Consider the following 17,976-nt stretch of genomic DNA (forward strand, 5'->3'; position numbering starts at 1 on the left):
GATTCCCATCCTTTTTTGTGATATTTGTGATTAGAAATGAAGTAAATGACCTAGCTTGTTCATTTTGGTTTGCAAATATTTTTTATTGTGTTCTTTCGCCTCCATTTGAAGCGGCACTCTTTCTGAAATACTGAGTCCGTAGCCTTCAAGGCCTGCGATTTTTCGCGGATTATTCGTCAAAAGCTTCATATTCCGGACACCGAGGTCGCGTAAAATTTGTGCTCCGATGCCATAGTTGCGAAGATCCGGCAAGAATCCAAGCGCCTCATTGGCTTCTACGGTGTCATAACCTTGTTCCTGAAGCTTATAAGCTTTTAATTTATTGATTAAACCGATGCCTCGTCCTTCTTGGCGCAAGTACAGAAGCACTCCACGGCCTTCAGCGGCAATTTGGTTCAGCGCGGCGTGCAGCTGCGGTCCGCAGTCACAGCGATGAGACCCAAACACGTCACCTGTGAGACATTCTGAATGCACCCGGACCAATACCGGTTCTTCTCCGAACGGCACCTCTCCCATCACAAATGCGACATGCTCTTTTCCATCTACCTCATTTGTGTATCCATAAACCTTAAATGTCCCAAAATCAGTAGGCAGCGTAATGTCAACTTCACGCTCGACAAGTGTTGTCAGATTGTAACGGTATTGAATCAAATCCTTAATGGTGATCATTTTTAATTGATGCTTTTTCGCAATTTCAATGAGCTCAGGCACTCTCGCCATCGTTCCGTCTTCATTCATAATTTCACAAATGACGCCGGCTCCTGGAGATCCGCAAGCTTCAGCAAGATCAACAGCAGCTTCTGTATGGCCCGCTCTTTTCAGGACACCTCCTTTTTTCGCAATCAGTGGAAAAATGTGCCCCGGACGCTGAAAATCAGATGGCACGGATTTGCTGTCCAGCAATGCTTGAACGGTAAAAGATCTTTCTTGAGCGCTGATACCTGTCTTCGTTTCACGATGGTCTATGCTTACGGTAAATGCAGTGTGGTGAGAATCTGTATTATGCTCAACCATAGGGTGAAGATCAAGCCTGTCTGCGATTTCCTCACTGAGCGGCGTGCAGATCAGTCCTCTCCCATGTGTCGCCATAAAGTTAATGACTTCCGGCGTTGCATGCTCGGCAAGAGCCACAAAGTCTCCTTCATTTTCTCTGTCTTCATCATCTACAACGATGATGACTTCGCCTTTTTTTAAAGCGTCCAGTGCTTCTTCTATCGGATGAAACATGCAAATCTTCCTCTCTAAAAGCCGTTTTCGCTTAAGAAGGCTTTTGTAATGGTTTGTTGGGTCTTATTTTCATTGGCTTTATGCAAAAATCGATACATATATTTTCCGATCATATCGCATTCGATATTCACTTTAGAGCCGATCGTTTTTTCTGAAAAAATCGTTTCGCTGATCGTATGCGGTATTAAGGAGATCGTCACTGTGTCTTCTGTCAGGCCGAATATGGTTAAGCTCACGCCATCCACAGTAATTGATCCCTTTAAAACCAATGTTTTTGTTAATGACGGGTCCATTTTTAAATCATAGTAAACTGCGTTGCTTTTCTCTTCAATTCGTGTGATTTCCGCAGTTCCGTCGACATGGCCTGAGACGAAATGGCCTCCGAAACGGCCGTTTGCCGCCATCGCTCTTTCCAGATTTACTTTGCTTCCTTTTGTTAAATCATTCAGTGACGTAGCTTTGACTGTTTCAGGCATAACATCCACTGTGAATTGATTTTTTGTAAAATCAGTGACAGTCAAACAAATGCCGTTCACTGCAATGCTGTCGCCAAGATGAACATCCTCTAAAATCTTTGAGCATTTAATAGTTAAGGCCATTGAATGCCCTGCTTTTTTCATGGATTCGATTGTGCCTGTTTCTTCGATAATTCCTGTAAACATGGTCACCATCCTATTCCTTTGTCGGTTTTGCCGTCAGTTTGATATCACGGCCGATTTGGGTTATATCAGTGAATTGTAATAAGGGGACATCTTTCATTGATTGAAAACCTTCACCGGAGATTAAGCTGGGAGCATGCGTTCCTCCGATTAGTTTAGGGGCAAAATAGAAGATGATTTCTTGAAAACAGCCTTCTTTGACAAAGCTTCCGTGAACAGCTGAACCGCCTTCCACATACACCGACATGATACCTTCTTCCGCTAGGATCTTCAAAACATCGGGAATTTGAATGCGCTCGGTTTCAAGTGTAAATATGTTCACTCCGAAAGCTGAAAGCCGTTTTTTCTTTTCCTCTTCTGCGCGTGCCGTCGTAAAAATCCATGTCGGCGCTATTTGATCACAAATCACTTTAGCGTCCTCAGGAATCGAGAGTACGGTATCAAGTATGACCCGAACCGGCTGTTTTGTTACATTCGGCAGTCTGCAGGTTAAGCTCGGATTGTCGGCTTTCACTGTGCCAACTCCGACTAAAATGCTTTGGTGTGTTTTCCTGTATTGCTGAGCATCCTGTCTTGCAGCCTCTGACGTGATCCATTTGCTGTCACCCGTGCTGGTAGCTATCTTGCCGTCAAGGCTGGCAGCCGCTTTTAGCGTGACGTACGGAAGGCCTGTCCTCATAAAGTGCAGAAATTTTTCATTCAGCCTCTCCGCCTGGTCTGCCAGGATACCTTCCCTTACCTCAATGCCGGCTTCTTTGATCATGCTGATCCCTCTTCCAGCCACAAGCGGATTAGGATCTCTCATCGCCACGAACACTCTTTTGATGCCAGAGTTGATAATCAATTCTGCACATGGCGGTGTTTTTCCGTAATGGCTGCACGGTTCGAGTGTAACGTAAATGTCGGCACCCTCTGCATGTGCTCCAGCCATATGGATGGCATGAACTTCTGCATGAGCCTCACCATATTTTAAATGGGCGCCCATTCCGACAATTTGTCCGTCCTTTACGACAACAGCGCCGACGAGCGGATTGGATTCGGTCTGTCCTTCGCCCTGCTTCGCAAGATCTAATGCCAGCTTCATATAATACTCTTCCATTTGTTTCCCTCCCCTCTTTTGTTATTTACCGTCAAAAAAGCCCCGAATTTATAAAAAATTCGGGGCTTTAGGTATTTTACGCAATAGGAAATAACACTATGCATTTTTGAACCATTTGCATAGCGGTTCATCATCCTTCTCCCATCCAGACTTTCACTGTCGGCTTCAGCTTAAACTGAATCCACCGCGTGCTTATGCACACGGGTCACGGGCTCTAAAGCAAATGTGCTTTACTACCGCCGGTCGGGATTTCCACCCTGCCCCGAAGGATACAATCTTTATTCATTTGTCCTTATTGGCTATTATAGCGATCCTTTTTAAAGTACGCAATGAAATAAACTTACAATTTGAGAAAAACAAAACATCACCCTTCGATCCGAAAGGTGATGTTTTGTTAATCATTCACTTTTGCAACCTTGATTAATCCGTCGATCCGCTTTGATTTGCTGAAGTATGCCTTAATCTTGTCACCTTCTTTTATATCAGATAAATCCTGATTTAATTTTTTTCCGTTGAAGATGATTTTCGTTCCGTTTTCTGCTACTCCATGATACTCTGAGCCGTCAATTTTCGTCACTTTATATTCCTGGATGGTGTATTCCTCTTCTTCCGAGGACAAGGTTTGTCCAATTGCTGTCGGAACATCCTTCAGCTCAACATCATTTATGTACATATAACCGCCTGCAAGTAAAAGCAAAAGCACTAACAGAATGGTAATCTTGGTTTTTATTCTTCCCATTTCTAAACCTCCAGCCAATATGAATCTATTCATTCATATGAGTTATTCCTTTTTTTCATGAATAAAAAACCGTAAATTCTCGTAAATTATTAATATAACGATGCATAACGGGAATATGTTTCACATTTCTGCAAAAATTTCTTTTCTATAGATATACGAATTTATGTTCTGTTTTTAGGGGATGACCGTAAAAAAGATATAAAAAAAGCAGCCCCAATGGGAAACTGCTTGATCCTAATTTGTTTTGCGCATTTCGTTAAACGGGTAGAAAACAAACTTTGACGTACCCGCAATTTGTTTTTTCGTGAAGAGGCCAAGACCGTTACGGCTGTCCATTGAATTCCGACGGTTGTCGCCCATCACAAAATACTTGTTATCAGGCACTTTAACCGGGCCGAAATCATCGGTCAAATGGTCAAAACCGTCCTGTTTCGCTCTCTTTTTATTAGCCGCCAAATAAGGTTCGTCCACCTTTTTCCCGTTGATATAGAGCTGGTCATTTTTCATCTCAACCGTATCGCCGGGAAGGCCGATAATACGTTTGACATAGTGAACATCATCTCCGTTTAACACGACGATGTCTCCTCTATCAAACTCGCCGATGTATTTGACTGTCATATTGACAAAGACCCTTTCACGGTTGTGAAGTGTAGGATACATAGAGTCACCATCAACGACATACGGCGCAAAAATAAAGTTGCGAATGAGCAAAGCAAGAACGACAGCAATCACAATTGCTTTTGCCCATTCTAATATTGTTTTTTTCTTCGAAACATTTTCTGATTTCAACTGATTTCCTCCAATAAACAACGGTCTTCAATTTATGTTATCACGAATCGAAAAAAAATCCCATTAGGACCATTGAAGTGATTTTACAAACTGTTAATCTTCATCTTCTACCCACATCATGCCTAACTAAGCCTGCAAATATTGAAGGAAATGAATCGCATAATTCAGAAGCGATGGACTCAGAAGAAAGAGAGTTCTCATATGCAAAATCTTTAAATCGTATATAAGGCATGAGGTTACGAACAGTTTGTTCATTTACTGCATTCCATTGATCTCCCAGTCCATGATACCCATGGCACTTGACAAAACAATTCACGTCATGAAGGTTACTGGAATGTTTGCGGCAACCTATTTCACAGGTGATAACCGCACTCCGTTTTTTGCTTTCATAATATGTTTAAAATCATTGAAGCTCGAAAACATGGATCAGCCTCCAAAAAATAAATCCAATATATTCCCGGCAGTTGAAGACTCTTTATTATAAAACTCTGAATATCCGCAGTTCTTACAGTAAACCACTAGAAATCGGTTATGCTGCACGTCAAACAGCTTTGATAATCCCGTGCCGGTTGTAGCTATTTCTTTTTGTCCGGCTTCAGTACTGCCGCATTTTATACAGCCTTTGTTGTTCATATCGCGATCTCCTTTTCATTACATCACGTTTGTTTGATTTATTTTACTACAAAATATCAATCCCAATGACCCGTACTACTTTAAAGTTTACTTAATTTTGATTACATACTAATTGGGTTCGTTTCTCAGCTTGGTAAATCTTCTGGAGAAACGGAAAAGCTCCATGACCAAAACATTCAAACTCAGCCAAACACCGCCGAAGGCGTAACCCGCAGCAACATCACTCGGATACTGCTCATTAAAGTACACACGACTCAGCCCGATGAGGAATAAAACGATAATAAACAAAAAAATGCAACAGTTTGCAGACGCGTCTTGTGAGAATGACGAACAAAAAGATAAGCACAAAAACCAAAAATGACAAATGCCGTTAAAGTCTGTTCGCTCGGGAATGGATATAATACATGACTTTCCAAAGGAGCGTGAATAGGATGAAGGGAATGAAAGAGCCGTCTAATTCCCTCTTCATAAAGCTCTCGCACCAACGACTAGGAGAAAGAGAGGAGAAAGAGAGTTCGATTTTCCGGTCTTGCCCTTTGAATACCGTCCAAAAAAAAGTTAGAACAATAACGGCTAACAGAACACCTCTCGACGCAAAAGCTTTCTGAATTGCAGCTGGGCCCAGTCTATACCCGATCCAATACGACATGCTTACTCCCGCACAGCTCCCCAATCCGGCCGCTAACATGCTTAGCACCCAGTTTAACTTTTCTTGAAACACGAGAACACCGGCAAACTCTCCCGGTCCAAGTAAAGCTAGAAGCTCTAACATCAAGACAATAAACAAGACGGCATATCCGTACTGTTCGAGCAACCCCGTCAAAACTTGCATGTGATTCTCCTTAAACTTTTTTGTTCTTTTATCATTCCCAATCCACTTTTTGTATAATCAGCACAATTTCACCTTCAGTCGTCCAACAACATTGTCTATGGCGGGATCTTCTCTCCTATACTCGTCACTCATACATTCTTTTTTGACAAGGAGGAGCAACAGCATGAAATGGGAAGAAACAAAAAATACGCAGGGAGTTTGCCAAAATTTTGGGCAGTTCGTTCTGCCACCGAGTCAGGTGTTTGTTTGCCTACCTCATTCCTTGGCCATTCCCCATTTTTCCCGTTTGAGGTTCGCAATGATAAAGTATTTCACTTAGTTTCGTACATAAAGAGGTAAATTCTTTGCTCTCCGAACTAGGATGCGGCGTATGACGATTACTGCATTGCATAACCACTGGTTATTTAGTGAGCTGTGTGCAATGTATATGCACTTTGAGTCAGCACAGGATGATCCTATTACATTCGCCAGAAAAGCAGCTGCCGCATTCAGAGTAGTTAAAAGAATAGACAGGTAGCTGGGCTTCCGGAAGCTATAAAGGAGGCGCTTTTTTCGAGCATTTTTATAAATCAATAAAAACAGGCATCTCCTAAATATTTTTGCCGATAAGTTTACGCTAATCAACTCTAGCACTAATACATATAAAAAATAGAATGATATGAAAGGAGACTTGATAGTATGATTGATTATCCTATTAATATAAACAACGTTTCCGGGAACAGTGTAATTAACGTAGGCGGCGCTTTTATGATCAGGCCTTTAACTTTGTCCAAATCTGTGTTTGGCTCCGGAGGTTTAAACACAGGAATTGTCTTTGAAAATAACTTTGTAAGCAAGGCTAAAATGATTAATCATCAATTTACTGATCAGAACGTCACCAAAACTTTTTAATCTATTCATTACGGGGGCTTGCGATGTCTCACTAACTAAACACCTGGTTTTGCCAACCGCCATCAACACTGGGCGGTTTTTTATTGAATATTTTCACCCAATAAAAAAGCTCCCTCTATAAGAGGAAGCCTTTTGCCTGCTGATTAGCCTTCTACACGAACTTCTTTCATGACATCGCCGTTAGACATGTTTTTCGCGAATTCCAATCCGCTTGTTACTTTACCAAATACAGTGTGAACACCGTTCAAATGAGGCTGTGGCTCATGAACGATGAAAAATTGGCTGCCGCCAGTGTCTTTTCCGGCATGTGCCATAGAAAGTGCGCCCGCCTCATGTGTATGCGGGTTGCCTTCTGTTTCACATTTGATTGTGTATCCCGGACCACCAGTACCAGTTCCGTGCGGGCATCCGCCTTGGCTGACGAAGCCAGGGATCACTCGGTGGAACGTAAGCCCGTCATAAAAGCCTTCGTTCGCAAGCTTTTCAAAGTTTGCAACAGTTCCAGGTGCAGCTTCAGGATAAAGTTCAAATTCAATTTTGTTCCCGTCTTCTAATAAAAAGTAACCTGTTTTCAATTGTATGCCTACTTTCTTTATTTTAATTTTCAAAGGAGATTATGTATGATAGGTTATAGCCTGTCTCTCCTTGTCGCGGCTATTATACCACACCTTTCGGGGGAAAACGAATCTCCCGGGCTTTACTAAAAAATAAAAATGAAACCTGAATCTCTTTATCTCCGTCTAACCTAACGGAACTGTATTTTTCATGATTCAGGTCCTCACAAAGCAGCACTATCCAGCTGCTTGTGAAATTGAAGGAGGTCAAACTGCTTTGAAGAAAATTTGGATTGGAATGCTGGCAGCGGCCGTTTTGCTGCTGACGGTTCCGAAGGTCAGTCTCGCGGATGCCGCAGTTGGAGATGTCATTGTAACACTGGGTGCTGATTTGTCAGAATCCGACAAACAAAAAGTGCTTGATGAAATGAATGTCCCTGATAATGCCACAACGGTAACCGTGACCAATAAGGAAGAACATGAATATTTAGGAAAATATATATCAAACGCGCAAATCGGATCGAGAGCGATTTCTTCATCCTCAATCACCATTGCCAAAAAAGGCTCCGGATTGAATGTTGAGACCCATAATATCAGCGGCATCACGGATGAAATGTACCTGAATGCACTGATGACAGCCGGTGTTAAAGATGCGAAGGTGTACGTTACAGCGCCGTTTGAAGTATCCGGGACTGCGGCTTTAACTGGATTGATTAAGGCGTATGAAGTTTCTTCTGACGAAGCGATCTCGGAGGATGTTAAGCAGGTCGCCAACCAAGAGCTTGTCACGACATCAGAGCTTGGAGACAAAATCGGTAACGAAAATGCGGCAGCCCTGATTGCAAAAATCAAAGAAGAGTTTGCTAAAAACGGGGTGCCTGATAATAAAGCTGACATCGAAAAACAAGTGGACGACGCAGCTTCTGATTTAAACGTCACACTTACTGACAGCCAAAAGAACCAGCTTGTCTCCCTATTCAATAAGATGAAAAACGCTGACATTGACTGGGGACAGGTCAGTGACCAGCTAGATAAAGCAAAAGATAAGATTACGAAATTCATAGAATCAGATGAAGGCAAAAACTTCATCCAGAAAGTCATTGATTTCTTCGTATCTATCTGGAATGCGATTGTATCTATATTCAAATAAGAAAAGCGCCGAAAAATCGGCGCTTTCTTTTATTGCTTTACACCCGTTTTAAATGGCAGATCAAGTTTTACAATATCTTCGTATGTTTCTCGCTTCACGACTAAATGAGCCTCACCGTTTTCGACAAATACAACGGCGGGTCTCGGAATACGGTTATAATTGTTGGACATGCTGTATCCATAAGCGCCTGTACAAAAAACGGCAAGAAGATCGCCTTCTTTTACTTCCGGCAGGTCAATATCCCAAATCAGCATATCTCCGCTTTCACAGCACTTTCCGGCAATTGATACCGTTTTGTCATGCGCTTCTCCGATCCTGTTGGCTGCCGCAGCTTCATATTTAGCTTGGTAAAGCGCAGGACGAATATTGTCGTTCATGCCTCCGTCTACTGCCACATACTGGCGGACACCCGGCACTTCTTTTTGAGAGCCAACCGTATAAAGAGTTGTGCCTGCGTCTCCCACAAGAGAACGGCCCGGTTCGATCCAAATTTCCGGGATATCAAAACCGTAACGGGAAGCATTTTCTTTCACAGCTCCGATAATTTTTTCAACGTATTCAGTGGCATGAAGCGGTTCATCATCTTCCGTATAACGAATGCCGAAACCTCCTCCAAGATTCAGCACCTTGGATACAAATGAATATGAATCTCTCCACTCGTCTAGTTTTTTGAAGATTTTTTCCGCTGCTAACACAAAACCGGCCGTATCAAAGATTTGCGATCCGATATGGCAATGGACACCCAGCAGCTGAATGTGTTCCGATTGTAATACTTGTTCGATGGCCCGTTCAGTTTGTCCGTTATGAAGGTCGAAACCAAACTTTGAATCTTCCTGGCCCGTTGTAATGTAGTCATGCGTATGCGCTTCTACTCCGGGCGTGATCCGAAGAAGAACATCGATGGAGTGACCCGTTTCTTTACATAGGTCTTCAAGAAGCGCAATTTCATAGAAATTATCCACCACAATGCAGCCGATGCGGTGCTCAAGCGCCATGCGCAGTTCTTCCCTGCTCTTATTGTTTCCATGAAAGTGGATGCGTTCTGCCGGAAAGCCTGCCGCAACAGCCGTATATAGCTCTCCTCCGGATACGACATCTAAAGAAAGTCCCTCTTCCTCAGCGAGCTGAATCATTGCGACTGATGAGAATGCTTTGCTCGCATATGCCACCTGTGCTTTCAGCCCTGCAGAAATAAACGCCTGTTTAAAGCTTTTAGCACGCTCACGTATTAAAGCCACATCATATACGTAAAGAGGTGTACCATATTTCTCCGCTAAATAGAGAGCATCCACACCTCCGATTTCTAAATGACCATGTTGATTTTGTCTGCTTGTGCCGTGTAAGAACAATGTCATTCCCTCTTTCTCCGCTTATGGATGAAAGGACAGTTTTATGGACTGTCCCTTCATAATTAAGACATACATTATCATACTCTTCAGTCAGTTTCAATGCGATTATGAATTGGTAGGCTGTCTTAAGCGATTTTTGGGGTGAACGATACTGGGTCTTACTTTTGCGCCAGGTTTCGCTGTGCGGACAAGAACCTGCCACAGCGCCTTTCCGTTAAAGGGAATCAGCGGCCATAAGTACGGTGTCTGAAGGGATTTGATGCTTGCCATAGCAATAATTAGCACTGTAAATCCGATGACGAGCCCTTTTATATGAAATAAGGCAACGAGTATCATGAGGACAAGACGGCTCATTTTGTTTGCCAAGCTTAATTCATAACTAGGCGTCGTAAAGGTTCCAATCGCCGCAAGTGAGACGTACAGAATCACCTCAGGAGAAAAAAGGCCGACCTCAATCGCAATCTGCCCGATCAGAACAGCGGCAATTAAACCCATTGCTGTCGATAAAGCCGTCGGTGTGTGAATGGCAGCCATTCTGAGAAACTCGATTCCTAAGTCAGCTAAAAATATCTGCAGGATGATCGGGATATGCGTATCTTTATTTAAACCGATAAATTTCATGTTGTCCGGGAGCAGATCAGGCTGAAGCACAAAGAGAAACCAGATCGGAAGAAATAAAGTAGAAGCAAGAATACCGAAAAATCTTACCCATCTTAAAAAGGTCCCGACTGAAGGAGCCTGCCTATATTCTTCAGCATGCTGCACATGGTGAAATAAAGTCGTTGGGGTAATGATTACACTCGGCGATGTGTCCACTATAATGATAACATGGCCTTCTAGAACATGATTTGCGGCCACATCCGGTCTTTCTGTATAGCGCACGAGCGGAAAAGGATTATAGCTTTGATTAACAATGAATTCCTCGACAGTTTTGTCTGCCATTGTTAATCCATCGACATCAATGGATGCAATTTCTTTTTCTACGATCTCAACCAGATCCGGATCAGCTATATCTTCTATATAACAAATGCTTAAATCCGTCTTTGACCGCTCACCAACTTTCGTCATCTTGACTCGAAGGCGTTCGTCTCTGATCCGCCTTCTGAGAAGGGCCGTATTGACGACGATATTTTCAACAAATCCGTCTCTGGCTCCCCTGACTACCTTTTCCGTATCAGGTTCTTCCGGGTTTCTGCCCGGATAGCTTCTGACGTCAATTATAAATGCGAAACCTGCACCTTCAACAATGACAGCGACGAGCCCGGACAGCACTTGGTCGGTGGTTTCATCCAATGTTTTTACTTTTTCGACCTGGGCGTTCAGCAGCCTGTTTTCGACGATGTCGACCAGCTCATCAGGGTCTTCTTTCCGATTGTTAATGGCAACAAGCTCTCTCATTAAATGAATAATATAGGCTGTATCGCATAATCCATTTAGATAGTAAAGCTGGATCTCTTTATCTAAAATCGTGAGCTTGCGAACACCTACATCATAGCTCGTCCCCATCCCAACACGGTTTTTGAAATACTCTTCATTTTTAGCTGGATTCCGATAAACCCGAATTTTCTCTTCCTTGTGGTCCGGCATGATACCCGCTCCTTTCTAAAATAAACTCGACCGCTTTCATGGTGATTGGCGACCCTTTTGAGATATCGTCTTTTCTGCCCATTTTGCCGATATCCCCGATACCGACAATAAGCGGGAGATCAAGTTTATCAAGGCAATAGACTGTATCTCCACTCATTCTGTGGTCATCAAATTCCCTTTCCCCGACTTTATCGACGCCGTATTCAGTTATTTCTCCATTGCGGTCAATGCTTACATCGACCCTGGTCCATTCAGCCTGATGTGTTTTTGACGCGACCGCAATCACACCGAGCACTTCAATAGACGGATGGGTTGCGACATAGGTCAGAGCGGCTTCTCCCGGACCCTCTCCTTGAAGGCCGGAGTCGTCAAACATGACAAATACAGGATCATACGGTGCTGAGGCGATCAGCTTGACAAGCTCGGCGCCGCTGCGGGTGGAAGGATTCCCTTTTGATTGTGAAATACATCGACCTCCCACTTTGCTTGCGGCGTATTCAATTGTTTTAGCGGCATAAACATCCCCGTCTGTTACCAGTATGACCTTGCGTTTTGTCGTCATGTCAGCATTATCCTTTCGGTTTGAAAATAACAGCTACGATAAAGGCGAAAAGAATAGCGGCTGAGATACCGGCCGAGGTCAGCTCAAAAATCCCCATGCCGATTCCTATAAATCCGTGTATATGCGCCTGATGCATAGCACCGTGCAGAAGACTGTGACCGAAGCTGACGATCGGAACGGTGGCGCCTCCTCCGGCAAATTCAATAAATTTATCGTAAATGCCGAAACCATCTAATATTGCACCGATTACAACAAATGATGTCATGACATGAGCTGGCGTCAATTTAAAAATATCCAAGAGCAGCTGGCCGACGATACAAATGGCCCCGCCGCATACAAAAGCCAAAAGGTAGTCCATGTTAAGATGCACCTCCTGCACGCTCAAATACAACCCCGTGGGCGATAGTCGGAATGGTTTCTTTTTGCTGGATCATCGTCGGGCTTAACAGCGCCCCGGTCGCCACGACAAATACACGGTTTAATTTTCCTTCTCTCAGCTGCTTAAAAATATGAGAGTAGGTGACAACCGCTGAACAAGCACAGCCACTCCCCCCGGCAAAGACCTGCTGATCCGGAGTGTAAATCAGAAGCCCGCAATCATCATGCTTTGTGCCGACTGGATATCCATCTTCTTTTAAGATGTCTTTTACGATTGGAGAACCGACGCCTGACAGGTCACCTGTCAGGATTAGATCATAATCATCCGCTGTCCGGTTGAGATCTTTAAAGTGCTGCTTAATCGTATCAGCTGCAGCCGGAGCCATAGCCGATCCCATATCAAAAGGATCTGTAATTCCTAAATCAGAAACCTTTCCGACAGTCGCACTTGTGATTTGGATATCACCCGGTGTCTGACTGATGACAACTGCACCGCTTCCGGTTACAGTGGAGGTAGCAGTGTCCGGTTTTTGCCCTCCGTATTCTGTCGGATAGCGAAACTGTCTTTCCGCAGTTGCATTGTGACTGCTTGTGGCAGCCAGTGCCCTTTTGGCAAACCCGCCATCAACTAAGGCTGATGCGACAGCCACTGTTTCCATTGATGTTGAACAGGCGCCAAACATACAAAGAAATGGGATTTTCAAGTGTCTTGCCACATAGTTAGCCGTCACGTTTTGGTTCAGCAAGTCGCCTGCGAGCAATAGGTCAATATCATCTTTTGTCAGATTGTTTTTTTGAAGCGCAACATTAACAGCGTCTTCCATGAGCTGCCGTTCCGCCATTTCCCAGCTTTTTTGATTACAATGCATTTCGTCATAGGTTTTATCAAATAAAGAGCCGAGCGGTCCGTCTTTTTCCTTTGGTCCTGCTGCCGTTCCCGCTGAGTTGACAAATATGGGATGTTCAAATACCCAGGTTTGCTTTCCTGTTAATTTCATTTTCTTCTCCTCCTATGACATCAGTTTCTCAAAAGCAAACCGAATCATTCCAACGATGTATGCAGCTACAACTCCGAAAACAATAACATTTCCTGCCAGTTTAAACATATTTGTCGCTACTCCAAGCACTAATCCTTCACTTTTATATTCAAGAGCCGCGCTTGCCATACTGTTGGCAAAACCTGTGACAGGTACGGCTGAACCTGCGCCTGCGAATTGTCCGATTCTGTCATAGATGCCGAACCCTGTAAGCAGGGCGGAAATTAATATCAGCGTTGCAGCTGTTGGATTCCCCGCAGTTTTTTCATTGAAATCAAAAAAATGGATATAAAAATTTTGCAGACCTTGCCCGATTGCACAAATCAGTCCGCCCACTAAAAAGGCTTTTACACAGTTCCAGACGTAAGGCGGCTTAGGCTGATATGTTTTCACTTTTGATTTGTAATTTTCTTTTATGTTTGTCATCTTGAAACCTCCTTATGAATGGTCAATAAAGTACAGCCAATGAAATAAGGATCCCGCGATTTTCCCAATCACGATGGCCATTAACAGAATAATGATTTTACTTCTGAGCCCGATTCGTTTTGCCAAAATTGGCAGGACATTTAAAACCTCTGTAAGAGCAGCCGCTAGCATCCCGACGAACAAACCTGCCAGAAGCCCGACCGGCACAGCTATCCATTTTGTTAGATAAAGATGATTCATATGAAGCGTCTCCCATCCCCCGCAAACCGCGCCAAGAATAACAGCCGCTTCATAAGCCTGAACAAATCTCATTGTTTTGGTGAGCTGCATCAGCCGCGGAATGATTCCCATTACGGTTAAAAAAGCAACGAAACCCGCCCCCACTGTTATGCCTCCGCCGAGCCCGACAAAAATAATGAACAATACACTAACGATCATGCAGATCCTTTATGGTTTCTTGATTCTCATGCATGGCCACATATTGATCGAGATCAAGCTGATAGTTAAACATCTCAACCTCCAGCGGGCTGGGCTCTTCATTTAGGCGCTTTTTAAATATGTGGTTAAAAAACACGATCATCCCCAGTCCCAAACCGATGCTGTATGGGATTTGAAGCAAATATGGATAGTCATTCCTCTCTCCGGTTATGATTTCATATAGTGCGATATGAACATCTCTCATGCTTACATCCTCATGAAAGTTCATGATGGCAAGACACGATCCAATAAACAGAAGCAGCCAGACACCGATAAATAGAACCGTTGATAAATTTCGCTTTCGATATTGAATTTCAACAATGGTTTCTGCTCCGCCTACGGTTTGAACATCAAGTGTCGGATCTTGTAAATGAATGGCTCTGAGGACTTGTATGATATCCAGAATTACGATATTTTTATCTTTTTCGCTCACCTGATAAAGCGGCATAGCCGAAAGTTTCTTTTTCAGCTGAAGCTGCCCTTCTATTTGCGCGGCATCTCCAACGGTAATAATATCCCCTGGATGTGCCAGCACCCGGTGGCGAAGCCGGATAAATATTCGTCGTTCCATCATTGATCACCATCTTTCGGTGGTTATATATGTAGTATGTGGTTCGATTTTGTTCTCATTCATCCGCTCGAAAAGACCATAAATTACCACGCTTTTGCACATAAAAAAGCTAGCCTGCACTGCAGACTAGCCATCCGTATGATCCATTTGAACCTTGATCTGTTTTAATATTTTCTTTTCAAGCCTGGAAACCTGCACCTGAGAGATCCCGAGCCGCTCAGCCACCTCAGACTGTGTCTGGTCTTTATAATATCTGAGATAGACGATTAATTTTTCCCTTTCCTCCAAATCGCTGATCGCTTCTTTCAGCACAATTTTGTCAAACCATTTTTCTTCTGAGTTGTCAGCGATTTGATCGAGCAGGGTAATCGGATCTCCGTCATTTTCATAAACGGTTTCGTGAATCGAAGATGGAGCCCTTACCGCCTCTTGGGCCAGTACAACATCCTCAGCTTCAATCTCCAAATGGTCAGCGATCTCCTGCACCGTCGGCACTCTTCCCAGTGTTTTCGAAAGCTCATCCTTCGCGCGCCGGATTTTGTTTCCAAGCTCTTTTAATGACCGTGATACCTTTACAGTTCCGTCATCACGGATAAATCGCTGGATTTCTCCGATAATCATCGGCACTGCATACGTTGAAAAACGCACATCATAGGTTAAATCAAATTTGTCAACAGATTTTAACAGCCCGATGCAGCCGATCTGGAAGAGATCGTCAGGCTCATATCCTCTGTTTAAAAACCGCTGTACGACAGACCAAACAAGACGCATGTTTTTTTCTATGAGGAGGTCTCTTGCCTGCTGGTCGCCATTTTGGCTTTGTTTGATTAATTCCTTTACTTCATGATCCTTCAGCTGAGCGTTTTTGCCGTTTTTCTTAACCTCCACATCCATAACAAATCTCCTTAATTACAAAGCGCTTTGCTTTTTGATAAGTGCTTTGTTAAGCGAATCGTTGTTCCCATTTCAGGCGATGAATCGATACTGACATCATCCATGAAATTTTCCATAATGGTAAAGCCCATTCCAGAGCGCTCAAGCTCAGGCTTAGTCGTAAATAGAGGCTGACGGGCTTCTTCAAGATCTGTAATGCCTAAGCCTTCATCACGAATAGTCATATATACGACATGATCTTCCAGCGTCACTGAAATGTAAACTTTCCCTTCACAGTTCTCTTCATATCCATGGATAATTGCATTTGTGACTGCCTCTGACACGACTGTTTTGATTTCAGTCAGTTCATCCATTGTCGGGTCCAGCTGAGCTATAAATGAAGCAACTGTCACACGGGCGAACGATTCATTCTGACTGAGGGCAGAAAACTCAATGTGCATTTCATTTTTCATGATGCCACCCCCAGTGTCAGGAGCGCCTGCTGTTCAGATTGTTCAAATCGGATAATTTTAAACAGACCCGACATATCAAACAATCGCTTCACCGCAGGAGAGATAGCGCAAACGACCATTTCCCCGCCAATTTGCTTAATTTGCTTGTATCTTCCTAAAATAACGCCAAGCCCCGAGCTGTCCATAAAGGAAAGATCCTCCAAGTTCAGCACGATATGGCGAATATCATCCTTCTCCAATGATTGAGTCACTTTTTGCTTCAGGGTTTCAGCCGTATGGTGATCGAGTTCGCCTGTTAATCGAATACAAAGCACAGATTCTTTGACATTCATGTCAATTCCAAGGCTCATGCTCATTCCTCCTTGATATGATCGGATAATGAGTGTTTCGATTTCGACGGAATGAATTCCTTCACCGTGACAAAACTAGTGGTCATTCGGCATAATTACTTAAATTTTGTCCAGTCTCCCATCGTCCGCTTCAAGAATGTGATAAACCCGGCTTTCTTCATATCTTCTTTTGCAGCAACAGGACTTTCAGCGAGTACTTCTCCATCCTTTTTCAGAACTAGAGTGCCAAGCTCTTGGCCTTTTTGAATCGGAGCACTAATATTGTCCTTCATCTTGATTTCTTTTTTCACATCGTTCATATCCTCGCCTTTTTTCGTCAATATTGAAATCGGCTCAGATGTAGAGAGTTCGATCAATTTTTGTTTCCCTTTTTTGACCTTTACTTTTGCTACTGTTTCATTTCGTTTATATAAAGGATGCGTTTCATACTGGCTAAAGGCGAAGTCAAGCATTTTTGTCACTTGCGCGTTTCTTTCTTTAGGCGTGCTCGCTCCGAATACAACCGCTATGGCCCGCATGTTTCCTTTTTTTGCCGAAGCAGTCAGACAATATTTCGCTTCGCCTGTATAGCCTGTTTTTACACCGTCTACACCAGGATAAAATTTGATAAGGCGATTTGTATTCACAAGCCAAAACTTTTTATCTGTATTTTCACGAAGGTAATCTTCATACGTGCCGGTAAACTTCGTAATTGATTCGTATTTCAATAATTCCTTAGCCATGATTGCCATGTCATAAGCAGAGCTGTAATGTCCTTCCTCGGTCAATCCGGTCGGGTTTTTGAAGGATGTATTTTTCAATCCCAGCTCTTTTGCTTTTTTGTTCATTTTCTGAACAAATTCTTCTTCAGAGCCGGAAATAAATTCAGCCATGGCTACAGAAGCGTCATTTCCCGAAGCGATTGCGATACCCTTCAGCATTTCTTTGACAGTCATTTCTTCGCCAGGCTCAAGGAAGATCTGTGAGCCGCCCATTGACGCCGCATGCTCGCTTGTACGGACCTTATCACTCATTTTGATTTTGCCTTTATCTAAAGCTTCCATAATCAAAAGCATCGTCATAATTTTCGTCATGCTTGCAGGCGCCAGTCTCTCATTGCTGTTCTTGTTGTAAAGCACTTTTCCCGTGTCACGTTCTATCAGCACCGCAGACTTCGCTTCATGAGCAAGCTCCGATAAACGTTTTCCGTCTTGTTTTGCAAATGCAGACGGTGCAAATGTAAGCAGCATTATACCAATCAACAAAGTGGATAAAAGACGTTTCATCTCAAAAGCCCTCCATTTCATAATCCTTTTTATTTTTTCCAAGCGGGATGGTTTT

At 43.3% G+C, this 17,976-nt stretch carries 24 protein-coding genes, 1 pseudogene and 1 riboswitch; of the genes and pseudogenes, 4 read left to right on the top strand and 21 right to left on the bottom strand.

The features are described 5' to 3' along the window. Positions 1–30 precede the first annotated feature (30 nt). From NX903_RS10890 to sipS, 5 genes are all read right to left on the bottom strand, one after another. Complete coding sequence (locus NX903_RS10890; RefSeq protein WP_003230496.1) at positions 31–1,227, bottom strand: bifunctional 3,4-dihydroxy-2-butanone-4-phosphate synthase/GTP cyclohydrolase II; 1,197 nt, start codon at positions 1,225–1,227, stop codon at positions 31–33. 14 nt (positions 1,228–1,241) lie between these two features. Then, entirely contained in the window at positions 1,242–1,889 is a 648-nt protein-coding gene (gene ribE / locus NX903_RS10895) for a riboflavin synthase subunit alpha (RefSeq protein WP_014480161.1), read from the bottom strand. Positions 1,890–1,899: 10 nt separating this feature from the next. After that, complete coding sequence (ribD, locus tag NX903_RS10900; RefSeq protein WP_086344033.1) at positions 1,900–2,985, bottom strand: bifunctional diaminohydroxyphosphoribosylaminopyrimidine deaminase/5-amino-6-(5-phosphoribosylamino)uracil reductase RibD; 1,086 nt, start codon at positions 2,983–2,985, stop codon at positions 1,900–1,902. Between the two features lie 129 nt (positions 2,986–3,114). After that, positions 3,115–3,259, bottom strand: a riboswitch (FMN riboswitch). Between the two features lie 120 nt (positions 3,260–3,379). Continuing rightward, a complete protein-coding gene (locus tag NX903_RS10905) occupies positions 3,380–3,724 on the bottom strand; it encodes a hypothetical protein (RefSeq protein WP_003230488.1) in 345 nt (114 codons plus the stop codon). A 234-nt stretch (positions 3,725–3,958) separates the two neighbouring features. Further along, positions 3,959–4,513, bottom strand: a complete 555-nt coding sequence (sipS, locus tag NX903_RS10910; RefSeq protein WP_015483398.1) for a signal peptidase I sipS — start codon at positions 4,511–4,513, stop codon at positions 3,959–3,961. A gap of 247 nt (positions 4,514–4,760) precedes the next feature. Here sipS and NX903_RS10915 point away from each other — a divergent pair, with 247 nt between their 5' ends. Continuing rightward, the gene (locus NX903_RS10915) at positions 4,761–4,997 is read left to right on the top strand and encodes a hypothetical protein (RefSeq protein ID WP_074794831.1); all 237 of its coding nucleotides are present in this window, start codon (positions 4,761–4,763) and stop codon (positions 4,995–4,997) included. Here NX903_RS10915 and NX903_RS10920 read toward each other — a convergent pair. The 3 genes and pseudogenes from NX903_RS10920 to NX903_RS10930 form a co-directional block, all read right to left on the bottom strand. Further along, complete coding sequence (locus tag NX903_RS10920) at positions 4,940–5,146, bottom strand: zinc ribbon domain-containing protein (protein WP_003223929.1); 207 nt, start codon at positions 5,144–5,146, stop codon at positions 4,940–4,942. The two genes, NX903_RS10915 and NX903_RS10920, sit on opposite strands and share 58 nt — an antisense overlap. A gap of 108 nt (positions 5,147–5,254) precedes the next feature. Then, on the bottom strand, positions 5,255–5,494 hold the full coding sequence (locus NX903_RS10925) for a phosphatase PAP2 family protein (protein WP_080481019.1): 240 nt from the start codon (positions 5,492–5,494) through the stop codon (positions 5,255–5,257). 278 nt (positions 5,495–5,772) lie between these two features. Beyond that, a pseudogene (locus NX903_RS10930) lies at positions 5,773–5,978 on the bottom strand (hypothetical protein). A gap of 421 nt (positions 5,979–6,399) precedes the next feature. On the opposite strand from NX903_RS10930, the gene NX903_RS10935 reads away from it, so the two are divergent. Together NX903_RS10935 and NX903_RS10940 are read left to right on the top strand one after the other, a co-directional pair. Further along, the gene (locus tag NX903_RS10935; RefSeq protein WP_234398217.1) at positions 6,400–6,495 is read left to right on the top strand and encodes a hypothetical protein; all 96 of its coding nucleotides are present in this window, start codon (positions 6,400–6,402) and stop codon (positions 6,493–6,495) included. A 161-nt stretch (positions 6,496–6,656) separates the two neighbouring features. Beyond that, complete coding sequence (locus NX903_RS10940) at positions 6,657–6,869, top strand: spore germination protein (RefSeq protein ID WP_003230479.1); 213 nt, start codon at positions 6,657–6,659, stop codon at positions 6,867–6,869. A gap of 143 nt (positions 6,870–7,012) precedes the next feature. Here NX903_RS10940 and NX903_RS10945 read toward each other — a convergent pair whose 3' ends face one another. Beyond that, positions 7,013–7,444 carry a peptidylprolyl isomerase gene (locus NX903_RS10945; RefSeq protein ID WP_003223931.1) on the bottom strand — a complete coding sequence of 144 codons (432 nt, stop codon included), beginning with the start codon at positions 7,442–7,444 and terminating at the stop codon, positions 7,013–7,015. Between the two features lie 256 nt (positions 7,445–7,700). Here NX903_RS10945 and NX903_RS10950 point away from each other — a divergent pair, with 256 nt between their 5' ends. Next, positions 7,701–8,573: a DUF1002 domain-containing protein gene (locus tag NX903_RS10950; protein WP_014480169.1), complete on the top strand. Its 873-nt coding sequence runs from the start codon at positions 7,701–7,703 to the stop codon at positions 8,571–8,573. A 29-nt stretch (positions 8,574–8,602) separates the two neighbouring features. Here the strand turns inward: NX903_RS10950 and lysA are convergent, their stop codons facing one another. From lysA to dacF, 12 genes are all read right to left on the bottom strand, one after another. Beyond that, complete coding sequence (gene lysA, locus NX903_RS10955) at positions 8,603–9,922, bottom strand: diaminopimelate decarboxylase (RefSeq protein ID WP_086344610.1); 1,320 nt, start codon at positions 9,920–9,922, stop codon at positions 8,603–8,605. Positions 9,923–10,027: 105 nt separating this feature from the next. After that, positions 10,028–11,509: a spore germination protein SpoVAF gene (gene spoVAF, locus NX903_RS10960; protein ID WP_003230471.1), complete on the bottom strand. Its 1,482-nt coding sequence runs from the start codon at positions 11,507–11,509 to the stop codon at positions 10,028–10,030. Further along, positions 11,460–12,071: a stage V sporulation protein SpoVABEA gene (gene spoVAEA / locus NX903_RS10965; protein WP_003230469.1), complete on the bottom strand. Its 612-nt coding sequence runs from the start codon at positions 12,069–12,071 to the stop codon at positions 11,460–11,462. Before spoVAEA ends, spoVAF begins: the two co-directional genes overlap by 50 nt. A 7-nt stretch (positions 12,072–12,078) precedes the next feature. Continuing rightward, positions 12,079–12,429, bottom strand: coding sequence for a stage V sporulation protein AE (gene spoVAE, locus NX903_RS10970; protein WP_003230467.1), 351 nt, complete (start codon positions 12,427–12,429; stop codon positions 12,079–12,081). A 1-nt stretch (position 12,430) separates the two neighbouring features. Next, positions 12,431–13,447 (bottom strand): stage V sporulation protein AD, encoded by a 1,017-nt coding sequence (spoVAD, locus tag NX903_RS10975; RefSeq protein ID WP_003230465.1) that lies wholly within the window; start codon positions 13,445–13,447, stop codon positions 12,431–12,433. A gap of 12 nt (positions 13,448–13,459) precedes the next feature. Further along, entirely contained in the window at positions 13,460–13,912 is a 453-nt protein-coding gene (spoVAC, locus tag NX903_RS10980) for a stage V sporulation protein AC (RefSeq protein ID WP_003223947.1), read from the bottom strand. Between the two features lie 12 nt (positions 13,913–13,924). Next, positions 13,925–14,350, bottom strand: a complete 426-nt coding sequence (spoVAB, locus tag NX903_RS10985) for a stage V sporulation protein SpoVAB (protein WP_003230463.1) — start codon at positions 14,348–14,350, stop codon at positions 13,925–13,927. Then, a complete protein-coding gene (spoVAA, locus tag NX903_RS10990) occupies positions 14,340–14,960 on the bottom strand; it encodes a stage V sporulation protein SpoVAA (protein WP_015714205.1) in 621 nt (206 codons plus the stop codon). The genes spoVAB and spoVAA overlap by 11 nt, the downstream gene beginning before the upstream one ends. A 126-nt stretch (positions 14,961–15,086) precedes the next feature. Further along, positions 15,087–15,854, bottom strand: coding sequence for an RNA polymerase sporulation sigma factor SigF (gene sigF / locus NX903_RS10995; RefSeq protein ID WP_086344034.1), 768 nt, complete (start codon positions 15,852–15,854; stop codon positions 15,087–15,089). An 11-nt stretch (positions 15,855–15,865) separates the two neighbouring features. Next, a complete protein-coding gene (gene spoIIAB, locus NX903_RS11000) occupies positions 15,866–16,306 on the bottom strand; it encodes an anti-sigma F factor (protein ID WP_014477237.1) in 441 nt (146 codons plus the stop codon). Next, positions 16,303–16,656, bottom strand: a complete 354-nt coding sequence (gene spoIIAA, locus NX903_RS11005; RefSeq protein WP_004398633.1) for an anti-sigma F factor antagonist — start codon at positions 16,654–16,656, stop codon at positions 16,303–16,305. The genes spoIIAB and spoIIAA overlap by 4 nt, the downstream gene beginning before the upstream one ends. Before the next feature lie 95 nt (positions 16,657–16,751). Further along, positions 16,752–17,921, bottom strand: a complete 1,170-nt coding sequence (gene dacF / locus NX903_RS11010; RefSeq protein ID WP_086344035.1) for a D-alanyl-D-alanine carboxypeptidase DacF — start codon at positions 17,919–17,921, stop codon at positions 16,752–16,754. Positions 17,922–17,976 lie beyond the last annotated feature (55 nt).

The organism is Bacillus sp. FSL R5-0576, from assembly GCF_038004765.1.
GTDB lineage: Bacteria > Bacillota > Bacilli > Bacillales > Bacillaceae > Bacillus > Bacillus subtilis.